Raw genomic sequence first — 14477 nt, 5'->3', positions numbered from 1 at the left:
GTCCCTGCGGGAGCCTCATCACCGTGTTTCCCTCTCACTTCACGCTTCAGTGACCAATATCAGGCATATCGCCGCGTTACCTGCTCAATGACTATCTGCCTAAATAACTGTCCCAGTCTTTCCATACAGGCTGGAGACCTGCTCGTATGATGGCTTGCGCCACGTCTTCAGGGCGTCGTGAATCATGCGGTGAAAACTGTTCCAGTTCAGGATGGTCGTCGGCGTAGCCACCCGGCTGGGTTTTGGAAAATGCGCTGACGTTGTTAATCGCGATAGGAATGGCATGATCGCGAAAGAAAGGCGATTCACGCGTGGAAAGTGACAGCTCAATATCCGGCGACAGCAGCCGGAATGCACAAATGACCTGCATGAGCTGCGCTTCATCCATGAGCGACGCCGGCTCAATGCCGCCCGTACAGGGGCGCAGACGAGGGAACGAGATAGAATATCGGCTCTGCCAGTAGTTCCGCTGTAAGTGCAACAGATGTTCCGCCACCATGTAGCAGTCGGTTCGCCAGCTATTGGACAGGCCGATTAAAGCGCCCAGCCCGATCTTGTCGATCCCGGCACGCCCAAGCCGATCCGGCGTGGCGAGTCGCCAATGGAAATCCTGCTTTTGTCCTTTTAGATGATGCAGTTGGTAGGTCGCCGGATGATAGGTTTCCTGATAGACCATCACGCCATCCAACCCCAGCGTTTTCAACTCGGCATATTCGTCTTGCGACAGCGGCTGAACTTCAATCATCAGCGAACTGAAGAGCGGTCGGATCAGCGGAAAGACGCGACGAAAATAATCCATGCCTACTTTACGCTGGTGTTCGCCGGTCACGAGCAACAGGTGTTCAAACCCCAGTTCCTTGATGGCGGCGCATTCACGTAGGATCTCTGCCTCATCCAGCGTTTTTCGCTTGATGTGATTGCTCATTGAAAAGCCGCAGTAGGTGCAGTCGTTGGAGCAGAGGTTGGATAGATATAGCGGCACATAGAAACTCACCGCATTGCCGAAACGTTGCCGGGTGAGTTGCTGTGCCCGCTGGGCTAGCGGCTCCAGATAGGCGCTGGCGGCAGGTGAAATGAGCGCCATAAAATCGTCACGCGTCAGGTGTGGTGCAGCAAGCGCTCGCTCGACATCACGTGCGGTTTTACTGTTGATGCACAGCGTCAGGTCATCCCAGTCGAGCTGTTCCCAGATGGTTTGAAAATCGACGCTCATCGCTCCGCCCCTTCCGTTTGCTGATGCAGAAAACCGGTGAGCGGGCTGGTGGCACTGGCGACAAATTGCTTATTTCCCAGACCGGCCTGACAGGCAAGCCCACCGGCATCGACTGCCAGTCTGAATGCGTGTGCCATCGCCACAGGATCGCGGGCAACGGCGATGGCCGTATTGACCAGTACGGCGTCGGCTCCTATTTCCAGTGCCTCGGCCGCATGACTGGGTGCGCCAATGCCCGCATCGACAATAACCGGAACACGCGCCTGTTCGATGATGATGCGAAGAAAATCACGCGTTTGCAGTCCTTGATTGGAGCCGATCGGCGCGCCCAGCGGCATCACTGCCGCGCAGCCGACTTCTTCCAACCGTTTGCACAACACAGGGTCGGCACCGCAGTAAGGCAGCACCGTGAATCCCTCTTTTACCAGCTGTTCGGCGGCTTTCAGGGTTTCGATAGGATCGGGCAGCAGGTATTTCACATCGGGGTGAATTTCCAGCTTCAGCCAGCGAGTGCCCAGCGCTTCTCGCGCCAGTCGGGCCGCAAAAATGGCTTCGTCTGCGGTTTTGGCCCCTGAGGTATTCGGCAGCAGCTTAATACCAAGCTGACGTAGCGGGGCGAGAATGGCGTCGTTGCCGCCGTTCAGGTCAACGCGTTTCATCGCCATGGTGACTAACTGAGAACCAGAAGCCTCAAGTGCTGCCAGCATCAATTTTGGCGTGGCGAATTTCCCGGTGCCGGTCAGCAGCCGTGAAGTTAATGTCGTATCGGCAATGTGCAGCATGTCATCCTCCCGCGATTGCCTGAAAAAGCAAAATGTCATCACCGTCTTGCACCTGATGCTGTGACCAGATGGCGTGCGGGATAATGGTTTGGTTGATGGCCAGCGCTGTGCCAGGCTGGAGCCGATTTATCTGGCTCAGCAGCGCTTCAACCGTGGTGGCCTCTGGGCATTCAAAGGGCTCATCATTCAGCGTGATTTTCATGCACCCCTCCACATACCGGGCAATGGGGTGCGCGCGTCAGCTGGAGCGTGTTCCAGCTCTGCTGTTTGCCATTGAACATCCTCAGCTTGCCGTCTAGCGCGGACGGTATACCGGCCAGCAGTTTGATCGCTTCCAGCGCCTGAAGCGTGCCAATAACGCCGACCACCGGACCCAGCACGCCAGCGGTGCGGCAATTGCGCTGTGGTTCGGTCGTATCGGGGTACAGGCAGGCGTAGCAGCCAGCGTGATAAGGCGGTGCGAAGACCGCGAGCTGGCCGCTGAAACCGACGGCGCTCCCGCTGATGAGCGGCTTGCCTGCGCTAAAGCAGGCGGCGTTAACCGCATGGCGAGTTGTCATGTTGTCGCTGCAATCCAGCACCAGATCGACGCGGCTGACGGCGCTGTATAACGCGTCACCGCTGAGCCTTTCGGTAATCGCAATCGCTTCTGAGTGCGGATTTAATGCCTGTAGCTGATGCTGCGCTAACACGGCTTTGGGTTTGTCGGTGTCGCTGGTGCGATACAGAATCTGGCGTTGCAGGTTGCTGATGTGCAGTGAGTCATCGTCGGCAAGCAGTAGCGTGCCGACCCCAGCGGCAGCCAGATAGAGCGAGGCGGGCGCCCCCAGCCCACCCAACCCAACCAGCAGAACGCGGGCGGCTTTGAGTTTCTCCTGACCTTCCGGGCCAATATCTTCCAGCATCAGTTGGCGGCTATAGCGCATGAATTCACTATCGCTCAGTCCGGCAGGCGTTGGATGGTGAGTCGTTACCATGTCATGCCTCCCGTCCTTCAATCATTTTGAGCAGCGTCGCGGTGGCCTGCTGCCAGTCTGGTGCCTGAGTAATGGCGCTGACAACGGCAATGCTGCCGACGCCCGTTGCCAGCACCGCAGGTACTCTGTCTATGCTGATGCCGCCAATTGCAACGGTAGGAAAACGGTCCTGCAGATCGGTTATGTGCCGCGTTAGTTCGGCCAGCCCCTGCGGCGCTGATGGCATATCCTTGGTTTGCGTGGGGAAAATATGCCCCAGCGCGATATAGGACGGGTTTATCGCTACCGCGCGTGCCAGTTCACGATCGTCATGCGTAGAGACGCCTAAGCGCAGACCCGCTTTTTTAATGGCGGCCAGATCGGCAGTATCCAGGTCTTCCTGACCCAGATGTACGCCGTATGCCTGATGTTTTACCGCTAATTTCCAGTAGTCATTGATGAAGAGCTGCGCTTGATAGCGGCGACCCAATGCGATCGCCTGGATCACATCGGTTTCGGCTTGTTCATCTGACCGATCTTTTATCCTGAGCTGGATCGTTTTCACCCCGACGCCGAGTAGTCGCTCGATCCACTCCACGCTATCGACGACGGGATAAAGCCCCAGTCGCTGTGCCGTTGGGGCAAAAGTCGTCGAGTCCGTCATTTGCTTTCCTCGGTTTGCAGGCTGGTGGCGCTGTGATAAAGCTCGCTGCCGCGCGAGCGGAATTCTTGCGACATCTGCGCCATACCCACTTCAACTGGTTTGGCTTCTGCTTCCTGTTTCGCGGCGTAGTCGCGTACTTCCTGTGAGATTTTCATCGAGCAGAATTTAGGGCCGCACATGGAACAGAAGTGGGCGACTTTGCCGGATTCCTGCGGCAGCGTTTCATCGTGGTAGGCACGGGCCGTTTGGGGATCGAGCGCCAGATTGAACTGGTCTTCCCAGCGGAATTCGAAACGTGCTTTTGACATGGCGTTATCACGGATCTGCGCACCGGGGTGGCCTTTCGCCAAATCAGCGGCGTGAGCGGCGATCTTGTAGGTAATCAGCCCCTGCTTGACGTCTTCTTTGTTCGGCAAGCCAAGATGTTCCTTCGGCGTCACGTAACAGAGCATTGCACAGCCGAACCAGCCGATCATGGCGGCACCGATGCCAGAGGTGAAGTGATCGTAACCCGGTGCGATATCTGTGGTCAGCGGGCCGAGCGTATAGAATGGTGCTTCGTGGCAGTGTTCCAGCTCTTCGGTCATATTGCGGCGGATCATCTGCATCGGAACGTGGCCGGGGCCTTCGATCATCACCTGAACGTCGTATTCCCAGGCGATTTTGGTCAGCTCGCCTAGCGTATGCAGCTCGGCAAACTGGGCTTCGTCGTTGGCATCCTGAATGGAGCCCGGACGTAAACCGTCACCCAGCGACAACGCGACATCGTAAGCGGCACAAATTTCACAGATTTCCCGGAAGTGCTCGTACAGGAAGCTCTCTTTGTGATGCGACAGGCACCACTTCGCCATAATGGAACCGCCGCGTGAGACGATGCCGGTCAGGCGTTTGGCCGTCATCGGCACATAGCGCAACAGCACGCCAGCGTGGATGGTGAAATAATCCACGCCCTGTTCTGCTTGCTCCAGCAGCGTATCGCGGAACATTTCCCAGTTCAGGTTTTCCGCCATGCCGTTCACTTTTTCCAGCGCCTGATAAATCGGTACTGTCCCGATCGGCACGGGGCTGTTACGCAGAATCCATTCGCGCGTTTCGTGAATATAGCGGCCGGTTGAGAGATCCATCACCGTATCCGCGCCCCAACGGGTAGACCAGACCAGCTTTTCCACCTCTTCTTCGATGGAAGATGTCACAGCGGAATTGCCGATATTGGCGTTAACCTTCACCAGAAAATTGCGGCCGATAATCATCGGTTCCGATTCAGGGTGATTGATGTTTGAGGGAATAATAGCGCGCCCGGCAGCCACTTCCTGACGGACAAATTCCGGCGTGATATTTTCTGGCAGAAGGGCGCCAAAACTTTGCCCTGGATGCTGCTGGCGCAGTACCTCGCCGCGAATGCGCTCGCGCCCCATATTTTCACGAATAGCGATAAATTCCATTTCGGGGGTAATCATGCCCTGTCGCGCATAGTGGAGCTGGGTGACGCGTTGGCCCGTTTTGGCGCGCAAAGGTCGTGGCAGGTGTTCGAAACGCAGATGATCCAGACCCGCATCCGCCAGACGCTGTTGGGTGAAATCAGAGCTGACGCCGGATAGCGCTTCGGTGTCGTGACGTTCTGCAATCCAGCTGGCGCGCAGCTTCGCTAGCCCAACGCGGACATCGGGTTGCGCAGCCGGATCGCCATAAGGCCCTGAAGTATCGTAAACAGGGATTGGCTCATTGGGTTCGTATTGGGGGTTGTCTTTACTGCCGCCAAGCAACGTCGGGCTAAGCTGAATCTCCCGCATCGGTACGTGGATGTCATCGCGTGAACCTGTCAGGTAAATGCGTTTGGAATTGGGAAAGGCGGTTCCCTGTAAGGTTTCAATAAACTGCTGGGCGGCGGCACGCTGTTCACGGCGACCGGATTTGGATGACACTGCTTTTATAGACAAGGGTTCTGTAGACATAGCAAGTTCCTGTAAGACGTAAAGGGAAGATTGCTTGTCTGGAGCCGGAGGGAGTAATAATGATATTGAGCGTCAGAGCAGGTATGTGGGAATACACAGCCTTGGGCTCAATGAGGTGCATTACTCTTGTTCCCTTCGCAGGTATTAACCCGATCAGGTTCCGCGGATCCCGAATTAACGGTCTCAGCCTGTGCGCTCATAAGTTTCGTCATAACGATTTATTTCGTAAAACAAAACACGAGCACGCTAGGCACTCCGACAAGATATGCCCGTCTCTTAAACGGGCCAATAAAACCCCTACACTGTATGTCGGCAAAACGCAGATGTCAAAGCGTGCCGCTTTTGCCTTTACAGTGTGTGATGATTTACTTAAATAGCGTCAAATGACCACTATTTGTCGTAAACCTGCTGGATCATGTTGTCTTCTAACGTAAAACGCTCTTCCAATGCTTCGCCGACGTGAGAGAGTGCCTGCTGGAATTCGAGGCAGTTATCATGGTCAATGGCTGCCGCCAGATGGCTATCGTAAAACGTCATGATTTGCTGCGTGTTATTTTGCAGGGCGAGGTCGAGCTGGGTGGAAAGCGCTAATACTTGTTCGCTGTGCGTCGCTGCTTCATGCAGCATTTTTTCGTATAAATGAAAGTGGCCGGTAGAAAGATAGTCCACCAGATTCTGGCAAAAATTATCCAATGCCTCTTCATCCAAAAGAGAAAGCGCTTCCTTGTTCGGCTTGATGCCAACCAGATGATAGTAAGCCACCAGAAGCTGCTTACGCGCTTGTAGCCATTGGTCGATTAACGCATTATTGCCACCAACGTATTCAGTTAGACTTTGTAGCTGGTTTAGCATTGTTGACTCCGTGAACGGTAAGAAATAACTGAAATCCCAGTTATAAAACTTATGTAATCACTCTGAATGTAAAATGCCAGTGAAGTGGCAGTGGAGCAATAAAAAGATATGGAACAGACGCTAAAAGGTGATGAAACCGGCTGGTGGGTGGTTAGCGACGCGGTACAAATCTGGTTACCTCAGGGAGAATTGCCGCGCGGAACGGCAATAGAGTGGTCGTTGCAGGGGAAAACAGCTCGCCAAATCGGCGAATGGCAAGGGCTGCCTGTCTGGCTGGTCTGTCAGGGACGAGATTCCGATATGGCATCAGTTCGCCAGTTGCTCGATCAGGACGTGGGCTTATTCCAACTGGCAGGGCGAGGCGTACAGTTGGCCGAGTTCTATCGCTCTCATCGTTTTTGCGGTTATTGCGGCCATGAAATGGTGCGGAGCAAAACGGAGCTGGCGTGCTTATGTCACCACTGCAAAGAACGTTATTATCCGCAGATCGCGCCTTGCATCATCGTCGCGATTCGCCGTGGCGAGGAAATTCTGCTGGCGCAACACAATCGGCATCGCGGAAACATGTACACCGTGCTGGCCGGGTTTGTTGAAGTGGGCGAAACACTGGAGCAGACGGTCGTGCGTGAGGTAATGGAAGAGAGCCAAATTCGGATAAAGAACCTGCGTTACGTGAGTTCGCAGCCTTGGCCATTCCCTCATTCTCTGATGATGGCGTTTATGGCCGATTATGCGGGTGGAGACATCAAGCACGATCCGAAAGAGCTGCGTGATGCAGGCTGGTTCCGCTATGACCAACTCCCGCAGTTGCCTCCGCCGGGCACTGTGGCACGTCGGCTTATCGAGGATACGGTGGTACTGTGCCGCACTTATCACGAGAACGAAGGCTGACGTGGTACTATTTGCGTCATAAAGCGTTTGCCTTATAACGCATCCGTTTCATCACATCTATCCGGTGTAGAACCGCCGTGAGGTTGAAAGGAAAAGAACATGACTGATCTGAAAAACGATCGCTATTTGCGGGCGTTATTACGCCAACCCGTTGATGTCACCCCGGTGTGGATGATGCGTCAGGCGGGGCGTTATCTGCCGGAATATAAGGCAACGCGCGCGCAGGCGGGTGATTTTATGTCTCTGTGTAAAAACGCAGAGCTGGCTTGTGAAGTCACGTTACAACCTTTACGGCGCTATGCGTTGGACGCAGCGATCCTGTTCTCTGACATTCTTACTATCCCTGATGCTATGGGCTTAGGGCTTTATTTTGAAGCGGGGGAAGGCCCACGTTTTCACTCCCCGATCACGTCGCATGCCGATGTGGTTAACCTGCCAGTTCCCGATCCAGAGCAGGAACTTGGCTATGTGATGAACGCCGTGCGGACGATCCGTAAAAACCTTGCCGGTGAAGTGCCGCTGATTGGTTTCTCGGGCAGCCCGTGGACGCTGGCAACCTATATGGTTGAAGGCGGTAGCAGCAAAGCGTTTACCGTCATCAAGAAAATGATGTTCGCCGAGCCTAAAACGCTACACCTGTTGCTGGATAAGCTGGCTGATAGCGTCATTCTTTATCTCAACGCGCAGATTCGCGCGGGTGCGCAGGCGGTGATGGTCTTTGATACCTGGGGCGGCGCGCTGAGCGGACGCGACTACAAAGAATTTTCTCTGCATTACATGCACAAGATCGTTGATGGTTTACAGCGCGAGAATGAAGGTCGCCGTGTGCCCGTGACGCTCTTCACTAAAGGTGGCGGCCAGTGGCTGGAAGCGATGGCAGAAACGGGCTGCGACGCGTTGGGGCTAGACTGGACGAGCGATATTGCTGACGCACGCCGTCGCGTAGGCGATAAAGTCGCGCTACAGGGAAACATGGATCCGTCGATGTTGTATGCCGATCCGGCACGGATCGAGCAGGAAGTGGCGTCGATCCTGGCTGGATTTGGACAAGGCAACGGCCATGTTTTCAATCTGGGTCACGGCATTCATCAGGATGTGCCGCCGGAGCATGCGGGCGTTTTTGTTGAGGCCGTGCATCGGTTGTCCCGCGCTTATCACGCATGATTCACAGGAGGTGATGTGATTGATACACAACAGCTGCGGGCTGAGCAGTTGGCCCGCGCTTCTGATGTGATTCGCCACGACGATTTACCTTTTGAGCAGCCCGCGTTTATCGCGGGTGCGGATGTTGGCTTTGAGCAAGAAGGTTCGGTAACCCGCGCTGCGATTGCGGTAATGCGCTATCCTTCGTTGGAACTGATAGAATACAAGATTGCGCGTATCAGCACGACAATGCCTTATATCCCCGGCTTTCTTTCGTTTCGTGAATGTCCTGGGCTGCTCGCTGCGTGGGCATTGCTTGAACAGAAACCGGATCTGCTGTTTGTCGATGGGCATGGGATTTCCCATCCGCGTCGTCTCGGCGTTGCCAGCCATTTTGGTCTGCTAGTTGATGTTCCGACGATTGGCGTAGCGAAAAGTCGGCTTTGTGGCCGATTTGAGCCATTGGCAGAGAGTGTTGGCAGCCAGCAGCCGTTACTGGATAAGGGCGAGCAGATTGGCTGGGTATGGCGCAGTAAAGCGCGCTGTAATCCACTGTTTGTGGCGACGGGGCATCGAGTCAGTCAGGATAGTGCATTGTACTGGGTGCAATCTTGTATGCGTGGCTACCGTTTACCGGAGCCGACTCGTTGGGCTGATGCTGTCGCATCAAACCGTCCCGCATTTGTGCGTTGGCAACGGCAGCAAGGCGCTAACGTATTGTCGTAAAACTTTAGGAATTCAGGCATAGGGCGTCACTGTGATTTCAGGTACACTGCCGTCCGTCGCCGTTAATGAGCATAAAAATGTTACGTAACCCCATTCATTTACGTCTGGAAAAGCTGACGAGCTGGCAACATGTCACTTTCATGGCATGTCTTTGTGAACGTATGTATCCAAATTACCACGAGTTTTGTCGTCAAACAGAATTCGGCGACGCGATGGTTTACCGTCGCATTCTCGATCTGGTATGGGAAACATTGGTTATTAAAGATGCGAAGGTCAATTTCGATAGCCAGTTGGAAAAGCTGGAAGAAGCGGTTCCCGCTGCTGAAGATTACGATCTTTACGGTGTCTACCCGGCTATTGATGCCTGCATCGCACTGGGCGAGCTGATTCATTCGCGTTTAAGCGGTGAAACGCTGGAACATGCGATAGCGATTAGCGAAACGTCTATCCGAACGGTTGCCATGTTGGAAATGACGCAGGCAGGCAAAGAAATGACCGACGATGAGCTAAAGGTTTTGCCTGCAATTGAAGAAGAATGGGACATCCAATGGGAGATTTTTCGCCTGTTGGCGGCTTGTGAAGAACGCGACATTGAGCTGATCAAAGGGCTCCGTTCTGATGTGCGCGAGGCCGGAAGTAGTAACATCGGGATAAATTTGCATCAATAACGCGATAAAACGTGATTTAAGGCCTGAAATGGCCTGTCTTAAGGCTTCACATTCGCACCCTGTCTGGTCTACATTTGGGGGGCGTAAAAAAAGTGGCTGTCGGTGCGTGTATGCAGGAGAGTGCTATTACACCCTGAAACGGGAAAGGGCATATCCGTCGCACTCGATGCTTAGCAAGCGATAAACACACTGTAAGGATAACTTATGAATAAGACTCAACTGATTGATGTAATTGCGGACAAAGCTGATCTGTCAAAAGCACAGGCTAAAGCAGCTCTGGAATCAACTTTGGCGGCAATTACCGAGTCTCTGAAAGAAGGTGATGCAGTACAATTAGTTGGTTTTGGTACGTTTAAAGTGAACCATCGTAATGAGCGCACTGGCCGCAACCCACAAACCGGTAAAGAAATCAAAATTGCTGCTGCCAACGTGCCAGCGTTTGTTTCTGGCAAGGCTCTGAAAGACGCTGTTAAATAAGCCCATGCTGGTTAAAAGTTTAAGCAGAGGGGCGTTTTCGCCCCTTTTGCTTTTACGACGTTTGTGTGGCGCAGGCCTCGTGCTGATAGCCGTGGTGGCCTGTAGTAGCCGCACCGCACCGCCGGAAGTGTTCGCCAGCGGTTACGTTGCCGATCGTGGTGTTGTGCGTTTGTGGCGTAAGGATGATGCGCAGAATACGACGGCACTGACCACCGTGTACAACCCGCTTCAAGGTAATGGTCTGGTGGTGACTCGCTATACGTTCCAACAGGATAAGCTACGCGAGATACAGCGTAATCAGCTCGGGGCGCAACAAGAAGATATGCGTTTGCGCTTTGCAGAAGATGGCACTGTCAGCTTTATGCAGCGGCAGCTTGCCGAAAGACGTGAATCAGTTTCTGATGATGAAATCGCGCTCTATCAGTTTGATGCTAAGCGCATGCTGGAATTGAGCGATGTATTGCGTGCAGGAAAGGTGAGGCTAAAGCAAGGAAAATGGCTGGAAGGGCAGGTGCAGTCTTGTGACGGTACAGTGGTTCGCCCTGATTTTGACAACGATTCACGTGAATGGATCGCGCAGCAAAAAGCGCATGCAACGCGCCCGCTAAACGTCGCGTGGCTGGAAGCGCCAGAAGGGACGCAGTTATTGCTGGTGGTGGAAGATGACGTCTGCCAGTGGCAGCCTAAATAGCCATACCCGTCATACTTCAAGTTTCATGTGCGTTGGCTGCGCTACTCGGCACACTTACGTGTACCTCGCCCCGTTGGGGCCGCTGCAAGCAGCGTTCAAACCTGCCTCTGGCAGATTTGTCAGTCACCCGAATCACTTACCTGAGTAAGCTCATCGGGATTCCCTCTCTTGCCGCCTGCCTGAAACTCGAATTATTTAGGGTATATAAAGAATCTGGCTATAAAAAACCCGGATTTCTCCGGGCTTCAGTATTTATCAGACAATCGTTATCGCATCACTTATCAGGCTTGCTCGCGCTCAATGGCACGGTAGCCGATGTCTTTTCGACAGAATACCCCTTGCCACTGAATGCCTGCTGCTATTTCATAAGCGCGCTGTTGCGCTTCAGCGACGGTATTACCTAATGCAGTGACGCACAGTACGCGGCCGCCGTTGGTGACGACATCAATGCCGTTCAACTTGGTGCCTGCGTGGAAAACTTTGCCATCTTCGGCATCCTGCTGTGGTAAACCGGAAATCACATCGCCCGTATTGTAGTCAGCCGGGTAACCGCCTGCAGCCAATACCACACCCAGAGACGGACGTTCATCCCAGACTGAATCTTTCTGATCCAACGTGCCGTCACAGGCTGCCAGACACAGCTCCACCAGATCGGAACGCAGGCGCAGCATAATTGGCTGTGTTTCTGGATCGCCAAAGCGGCAGTTGAATTCGATCACTTTTGGCTGGCCATCGGCAGAAATCATCAGACCGGCATACAGGAAACCGACGTAGGTATTTCCCTCAGCGGCCATGCCGTTCACGGTCGGCCAAATTACCTGATCCATCACCCGCTGGTGGATTTCATCGGTCACGACCGGAGCTGGCGAGTAAGCGCCCATGCCACCGGTATTTGGGCCAGTGTCTTTATCCCCGACGCGTTTATGATCCTGACTGGTTGCCATCGGCAGCACATTCTTGCCATCCACCATAACGATGAAGCTGGCTTCTTCGCCATCAAGGAACTCTTCCACCACGATACGGTGTCCGGCATCGCCGAATGCATTCCCCGCTAGCATATCCTGAATGGCGTTTTCCGCTTCCTGCAACGTCATGGCGACAATCACGCCTTTGCCAGCGGCTAATCCGTCGGCCTTGATGACGATCGGTGCGCCTTTACTGCGTACATAGGCCAGTGCGGGTTCCACTTCGGTGAAGTTCTGGTATTCCGCTGTTGGGATGTTATGGCGTGCCAGGAAATCTTTAGTAAAGGCTTTAGAGCCTTCTAACTGTGCAGCGCCTTGCGTTGGACCAAAGATTTTTAGACCCGCGCTCTGAAACGCATCCACAACACCGATAACTAAGGGTGTTTCTGGGCCAACGATGGTTAGATCGATGTGGTTTTCCTGCGCAAAAGCGACTAACGCTGGAATATCCGTTGCGGCGATATCGACGTTGGTCAGCGCAGGTTCAAGTGCGGTGCCCGCGTTTCCCGGAGCAACATAAACATGTTTCGCCAGCGGTGACTGTGAGGCTTTCCAGGCCAGCGCGTGTTCGCGTCCGCCATTACCAATTACTAAAATGTTCATTTCGGTCAGCTCCAGAATTAATGGCGGAAATGGCGCATGTCGGTAAAGATCATCGCAATGCCGTGTTCGTTGGCGGCGGCAATGACTTCATCATCACGAATAGACCCGCCCGGTTGGATCACACAGGTAATGCCAACGGCAGCTGCGGCATCAATACCATCACGGAATGGGAAGAACGCATCAGACGCCATAGCGGAACCTTTTACTTCCAGCCCTTCATCGCTCGCTTTGATTCCAGCGATTTTCGCTGAGTAAACGCGGCTCATCTGGCCAGCACCTATCCCAATGGTCATGTTATCGCGTGCGTACACAATCGCATTGGATTTAACGAACTTAGCCACTTTCCAGCAGAAAAGGGCATCATGTAATTCCTGTTCGCTCGGCTGGCGCTCGGTCACGACACGCAGTTGAGATGCATCGACCATGCCCAGATCGCGATCCTGTACCAGCAAACCGCCGTTGACGCGTTTGAAATCCAGACCAGGAACGCGTTGCTGCCAGCTACCGCTGGTCAGGACACGTACGTTTTGTTTTGCAGCGGTCACCTTCAATGCGGCATCACTGGCAGATGGGGCAATAATGACTTCGACAAACTGGCGGCTGATGATGGCCTGCGCCGTCTCTTCATCGAGTTCGCGGTTGAAAGCGATAATGCCGCCGAATGCAGATGTCGGGTCAGTTTTATAGGCGCGTTCGTAGGCATCAAGAATTGAACTGCCAATCGCTACGCCGCACGGATTCGCGTGTTTAACGATAACGCAGGCTGGCTCGGCAAATTCTTTCACACATTCCAGCGCCGCATCGGTGTCGGCGATGTTGTTATAAGACAGCGCTTTGCCTTGTAACTGTGTAGAAGTGGCGACAGAGGCCTCGTGAATATTCTCTTCTATATAGAAGGCAGCTTGCTGATGGCTGTTCTCGCCGTAGCGCATGTCCTGCTTTTTGATGTAGTTGAGGTTCAACGTGCGTGGGAAGTGGCCCGATGGTTTATCGGTATCACCGTGGTAAGGCGGAACCAGTGCACCAAAGTAGTTGGCAATCATACTGTCGTAAGCGGCAGTGTGTTCGAATGCTTTAATGGCTAAATCGAAACGGGTTTCGTAGGTCAGCGAACCTTCGTTGGCGTCGATTTCATTAATGATGGCGCCGTAGTCGCTGCTCTTGACTACGATAGCCACATCTTTATGGTTCTTGGCGGCGGAGCGGACCATCGTCGGGCCACCGATATCGATATTCTCAACCGCATCTTCTAACGTGCAGTTCTCACGAGCGACGGTCTGAGCAAACGGATACAAATTCACAACGACGATATCAATCGGTTTGATGTCGTGCTGCGTCATGATTGCATCATCTTGATCGCGCCGTCCCAGAATGCCGCCGTGTACTTTCGGGTGCAGGGTCTTCACACGCCCATCCATCATTTCTGGGAAACCGGTGTAGTCAGAGACTTCAGTCACCGCTAACCCAGCATCGGCCAGCAAACGGGCTGTTCCACCCGTTGAAAGGAGCTCGACGCCACGGTGGGACAGAGCTTGAGCAAATTCGACAATACCTGCTTTGTCAGAAACGCTGAGCAGAGCGCGGCGAATTGGACGGCGTTGTTGCATGATGATGTTATCCCCTGGATTTGGGTAGTCAGTAAAGAACGGTATGTGAATATCGTCTTTGTCAGAGCAATAATTGCGGAATAAAGAGAAATATTCAGTTAGCGTTCGCAAAAATACGACGATTTTGAACGGGGTGAATTGTAGCGAAAACGTTTGCGTGATGCTCGTCAATTTTTGAGTAGAATGCTTTCTGTGGATAAGTTTGTGCAAAAATAGGTATAAAGCGGGGTTTTGCTGTGTAATGCAGCAAACAGTCATTTTTCTTTAAAACACCTATTGCGGCCTGA

Annotated in this window: 16 protein-coding genes and 1 riboswitch; of the genes, 6 read left to right on the top strand and 10 right to left on the bottom strand. The window is 53.6% G+C overall.

Annotation, left to right across the window (positions count from 1 at the left end; all coding sequences use genetic code 11):
* Positions 1 to 91: 91 nt before the first annotated feature.
* From thiH to rsd, 7 genes are all read right to left on the bottom strand, one after another.
* Complete coding sequence (gene thiH / locus K7X24_RS20645) at positions 92 to 1213, bottom strand: 2-iminoacetate synthase ThiH (RefSeq protein WP_224558137.1); 1122 nt, start codon at positions 1211 to 1213, stop codon at positions 92 to 94.
* Positions 1210 to 1995 (bottom strand): thiazole synthase, encoded by a 786-nt coding sequence (locus K7X24_RS20640; protein WP_224558136.1) that lies wholly within the window; start codon positions 1993 to 1995, stop codon positions 1210 to 1212. The genes thiH and K7X24_RS20640 overlap by 4 nt, the downstream gene beginning before the upstream one ends.
* Before the next feature lies 1 nt (position 1996).
* Positions 1997 to 2197, bottom strand: coding sequence for a sulfur carrier protein ThiS (gene thiS / locus K7X24_RS20635; protein WP_103863024.1), 201 nt, complete (start codon positions 2195 to 2197; stop codon positions 1997 to 1999).
* Positions 2178 to 2972 (bottom strand): HesA/MoeB/ThiF family protein, encoded by a 795-nt coding sequence (locus K7X24_RS20630; protein WP_224558135.1) that lies wholly within the window; start codon positions 2970 to 2972, stop codon positions 2178 to 2180. Before K7X24_RS20630 ends, thiS begins: the two co-directional genes overlap by 20 nt.
* A 1-nt stretch (position 2973) precedes the next feature.
* Positions 2974 to 3615, bottom strand: a complete 642-nt coding sequence (gene thiE, locus K7X24_RS20625) for a thiamine phosphate synthase (RefSeq protein WP_224558134.1) — start codon at positions 3613 to 3615, stop codon at positions 2974 to 2976.
* Positions 3612 to 5567, bottom strand: coding sequence for a phosphomethylpyrimidine synthase ThiC (gene thiC / locus K7X24_RS20620; RefSeq protein ID WP_224558133.1), 1956 nt, complete (start codon positions 5565 to 5567; stop codon positions 3612 to 3614). The genes thiE and thiC overlap by 4 nt, the downstream gene beginning before the upstream one ends.
* Positions 5568 to 5680: 113 nt before the next feature.
* Positions 5681 to 5835: riboswitch (TPP riboswitch) on the bottom strand.
* 122 nt (positions 5836 to 5957) lie between these two features.
* Entirely contained in the window at positions 5958 to 6419 is a 462-nt protein-coding gene (gene rsd, locus K7X24_RS20615; RefSeq protein WP_116586273.1) for a sigma D regulator, read from the bottom strand.
* Positions 6420 to 6527: 108 nt separating this feature from the next.
* Between rsd and nudC the strand changes: the two genes are divergently transcribed.
* The 6 genes from nudC to K7X24_RS20585 all read left to right on the top strand — a co-directional run bounded on the left by nudC (position 6528) and on the right by K7X24_RS20585 (position 11015).
* Positions 6528 to 7310 (top strand): NAD(+) diphosphatase, encoded by a 783-nt coding sequence (gene nudC, locus K7X24_RS20610; RefSeq protein WP_224558132.1) that lies wholly within the window; start codon positions 6528 to 6530, stop codon positions 7308 to 7310.
* Positions 7311 to 7409: 99 nt separating this feature from the next.
* A complete protein-coding gene (gene hemE / locus K7X24_RS20605; RefSeq protein WP_039494829.1) occupies positions 7410 to 8474 on the top strand; it encodes a uroporphyrinogen decarboxylase in 1065 nt (354 codons plus the stop codon).
* Between the two features lie 15 nt (positions 8475 to 8489).
* A complete protein-coding gene (nfi, locus tag K7X24_RS20600; protein WP_224558131.1) occupies positions 8490 to 9179 on the top strand; it encodes a deoxyribonuclease V in 690 nt (229 codons plus the stop codon).
* Positions 9180 to 9256: 77 nt separating this feature from the next.
* Entirely contained in the window at positions 9257 to 9847 is a 591-nt protein-coding gene (locus tag K7X24_RS20595) for a YjaG family protein (protein WP_130634145.1), read from the top strand.
* A gap of 204 nt (positions 9848 to 10051) precedes the next feature.
* Entirely contained in the window at positions 10052 to 10324 is a 273-nt protein-coding gene (gene hupA / locus K7X24_RS20590) for a nucleoid-associated protein HU-alpha (RefSeq protein ID WP_005970302.1), read from the top strand.
* A gap of 4 nt (positions 10325 to 10328) precedes the next feature.
* Positions 10329 to 11015 carry a DUF1481 domain-containing protein gene (locus tag K7X24_RS20585; protein WP_224558130.1) on the top strand — a complete coding sequence of 229 codons (687 nt, stop codon included), beginning with the start codon at positions 10329 to 10331 and terminating at the stop codon, positions 11013 to 11015.
* A gap of 281 nt (positions 11016 to 11296) precedes the next feature.
* On the opposite strand, the gene purD is transcribed toward K7X24_RS20585, so the two are convergent.
* The 3 genes from purD to K7X24_RS20570 all read right to left on the bottom strand — a co-directional run.
* Complete coding sequence (gene purD, locus K7X24_RS20580; RefSeq protein WP_224558129.1) at positions 11297 to 12583, bottom strand: phosphoribosylamine--glycine ligase; 1287 nt, start codon at positions 12581 to 12583, stop codon at positions 11297 to 11299.
* A 17-nt stretch (positions 12584 to 12600) separates the two neighbouring features.
* Positions 12601 to 14190: a bifunctional phosphoribosylaminoimidazolecarboxamide formyltransferase/IMP cyclohydrolase gene (gene purH, locus K7X24_RS20575; protein WP_224558128.1), complete on the bottom strand. Its 1590-nt coding sequence runs from the start codon at positions 14188 to 14190 to the stop codon at positions 12601 to 12603.
* 94 nt (positions 14191 to 14284) lie between these two features.
* Positions 14285 to 14477: hypothetical protein (locus tag K7X24_RS20570; protein WP_224558127.1), on the bottom strand; the 193-nt coding region annotated here is incomplete at its 5' end.

Source organism: Pectobacterium versatile, from assembly GCF_020166435.1.
In the GTDB taxonomy this organism is placed as follows: domain Bacteria; phylum Pseudomonadota; class Gammaproteobacteria; order Enterobacterales; family Enterobacteriaceae; genus Pectobacterium; species Pectobacterium versatile.
This window is presented reverse-complemented; position numbering and strand designations above follow the sequence as displayed.

Bases quoted from the DNA above. Each gene is read 5' to 3' on its own strand.
- thiH (WP_224558137.1), bottom strand. From the start codon at position 1,213: ATGAGCGTCGATTTTCAAACCATCTGGGAACAGCTCGACTGGGATGAC.
- K7X24_RS20640 (WP_224558136.1), bottom strand. From the start codon at position 1,995: ATGCTGCACATTGCCGATACGACATTAACTTCACGGCTGCTGACCGGC.
- thiS (WP_103863024.1), bottom strand. From the start codon at position 2,197: ATGAAAATCACGCTGAATGATGAGCCCTTTGAATGCCCAGAGGCCACC.
- K7X24_RS20630 (WP_224558135.1), bottom strand. From the start codon at position 2,972: ATGGTAACGACTCACCATCCAACGCCTGCCGGACTGAGCGATAGTGAA.
- thiE (WP_224558134.1), bottom strand. From the start codon at position 3,615: ATGACGGACTCGACGACTTTTGCCCCAACGGCACAGCGACTGGGGCTT.
- thiC (WP_224558133.1), bottom strand. From the start codon at position 5,567: ATGTCTACAGAACCCTTGTCTATAAAAGCAGTGTCATCCAAATCCGGT.
- rsd (WP_116586273.1), bottom strand. From the start codon at position 6,419: ATGCTAAACCAGCTACAAAGTCTAACTGAATACGTTGGTGGCAATAAT.
- nudC (WP_224558132.1), top strand. From the start codon at position 6,528: ATGGAACAGACGCTAAAAGGTGATGAAACCGGCTGGTGGGTGGTTAGC.
- hemE (WP_039494829.1), top strand. From the start codon at position 7,410: ATGACTGATCTGAAAAACGATCGCTATTTGCGGGCGTTATTACGCCAA.
- K7X24_RS20595 (WP_130634145.1), top strand. From the start codon at position 9,257: ATGTTACGTAACCCCATTCATTTACGTCTGGAAAAGCTGACGAGCTGG.
- hupA (WP_005970302.1), top strand. From the start codon at position 10,052: ATGAATAAGACTCAACTGATTGATGTAATTGCGGACAAAGCTGATCTG.
- K7X24_RS20585 (WP_224558130.1), top strand. From the start codon at position 10,329: ATGCTGGTTAAAAGTTTAAGCAGAGGGGCGTTTTCGCCCCTTTTGCTT.
- purD (WP_224558129.1), bottom strand. From the start codon at position 12,583: ATGAACATTTTAGTAATTGGTAATGGCGGACGCGAACACGCGCTGGCC.
- purH (WP_224558128.1), bottom strand. From the start codon at position 14,190: ATGCAACAACGCCGTCCAATTCGCCGCGCTCTGCTCAGCGTTTCTGAC.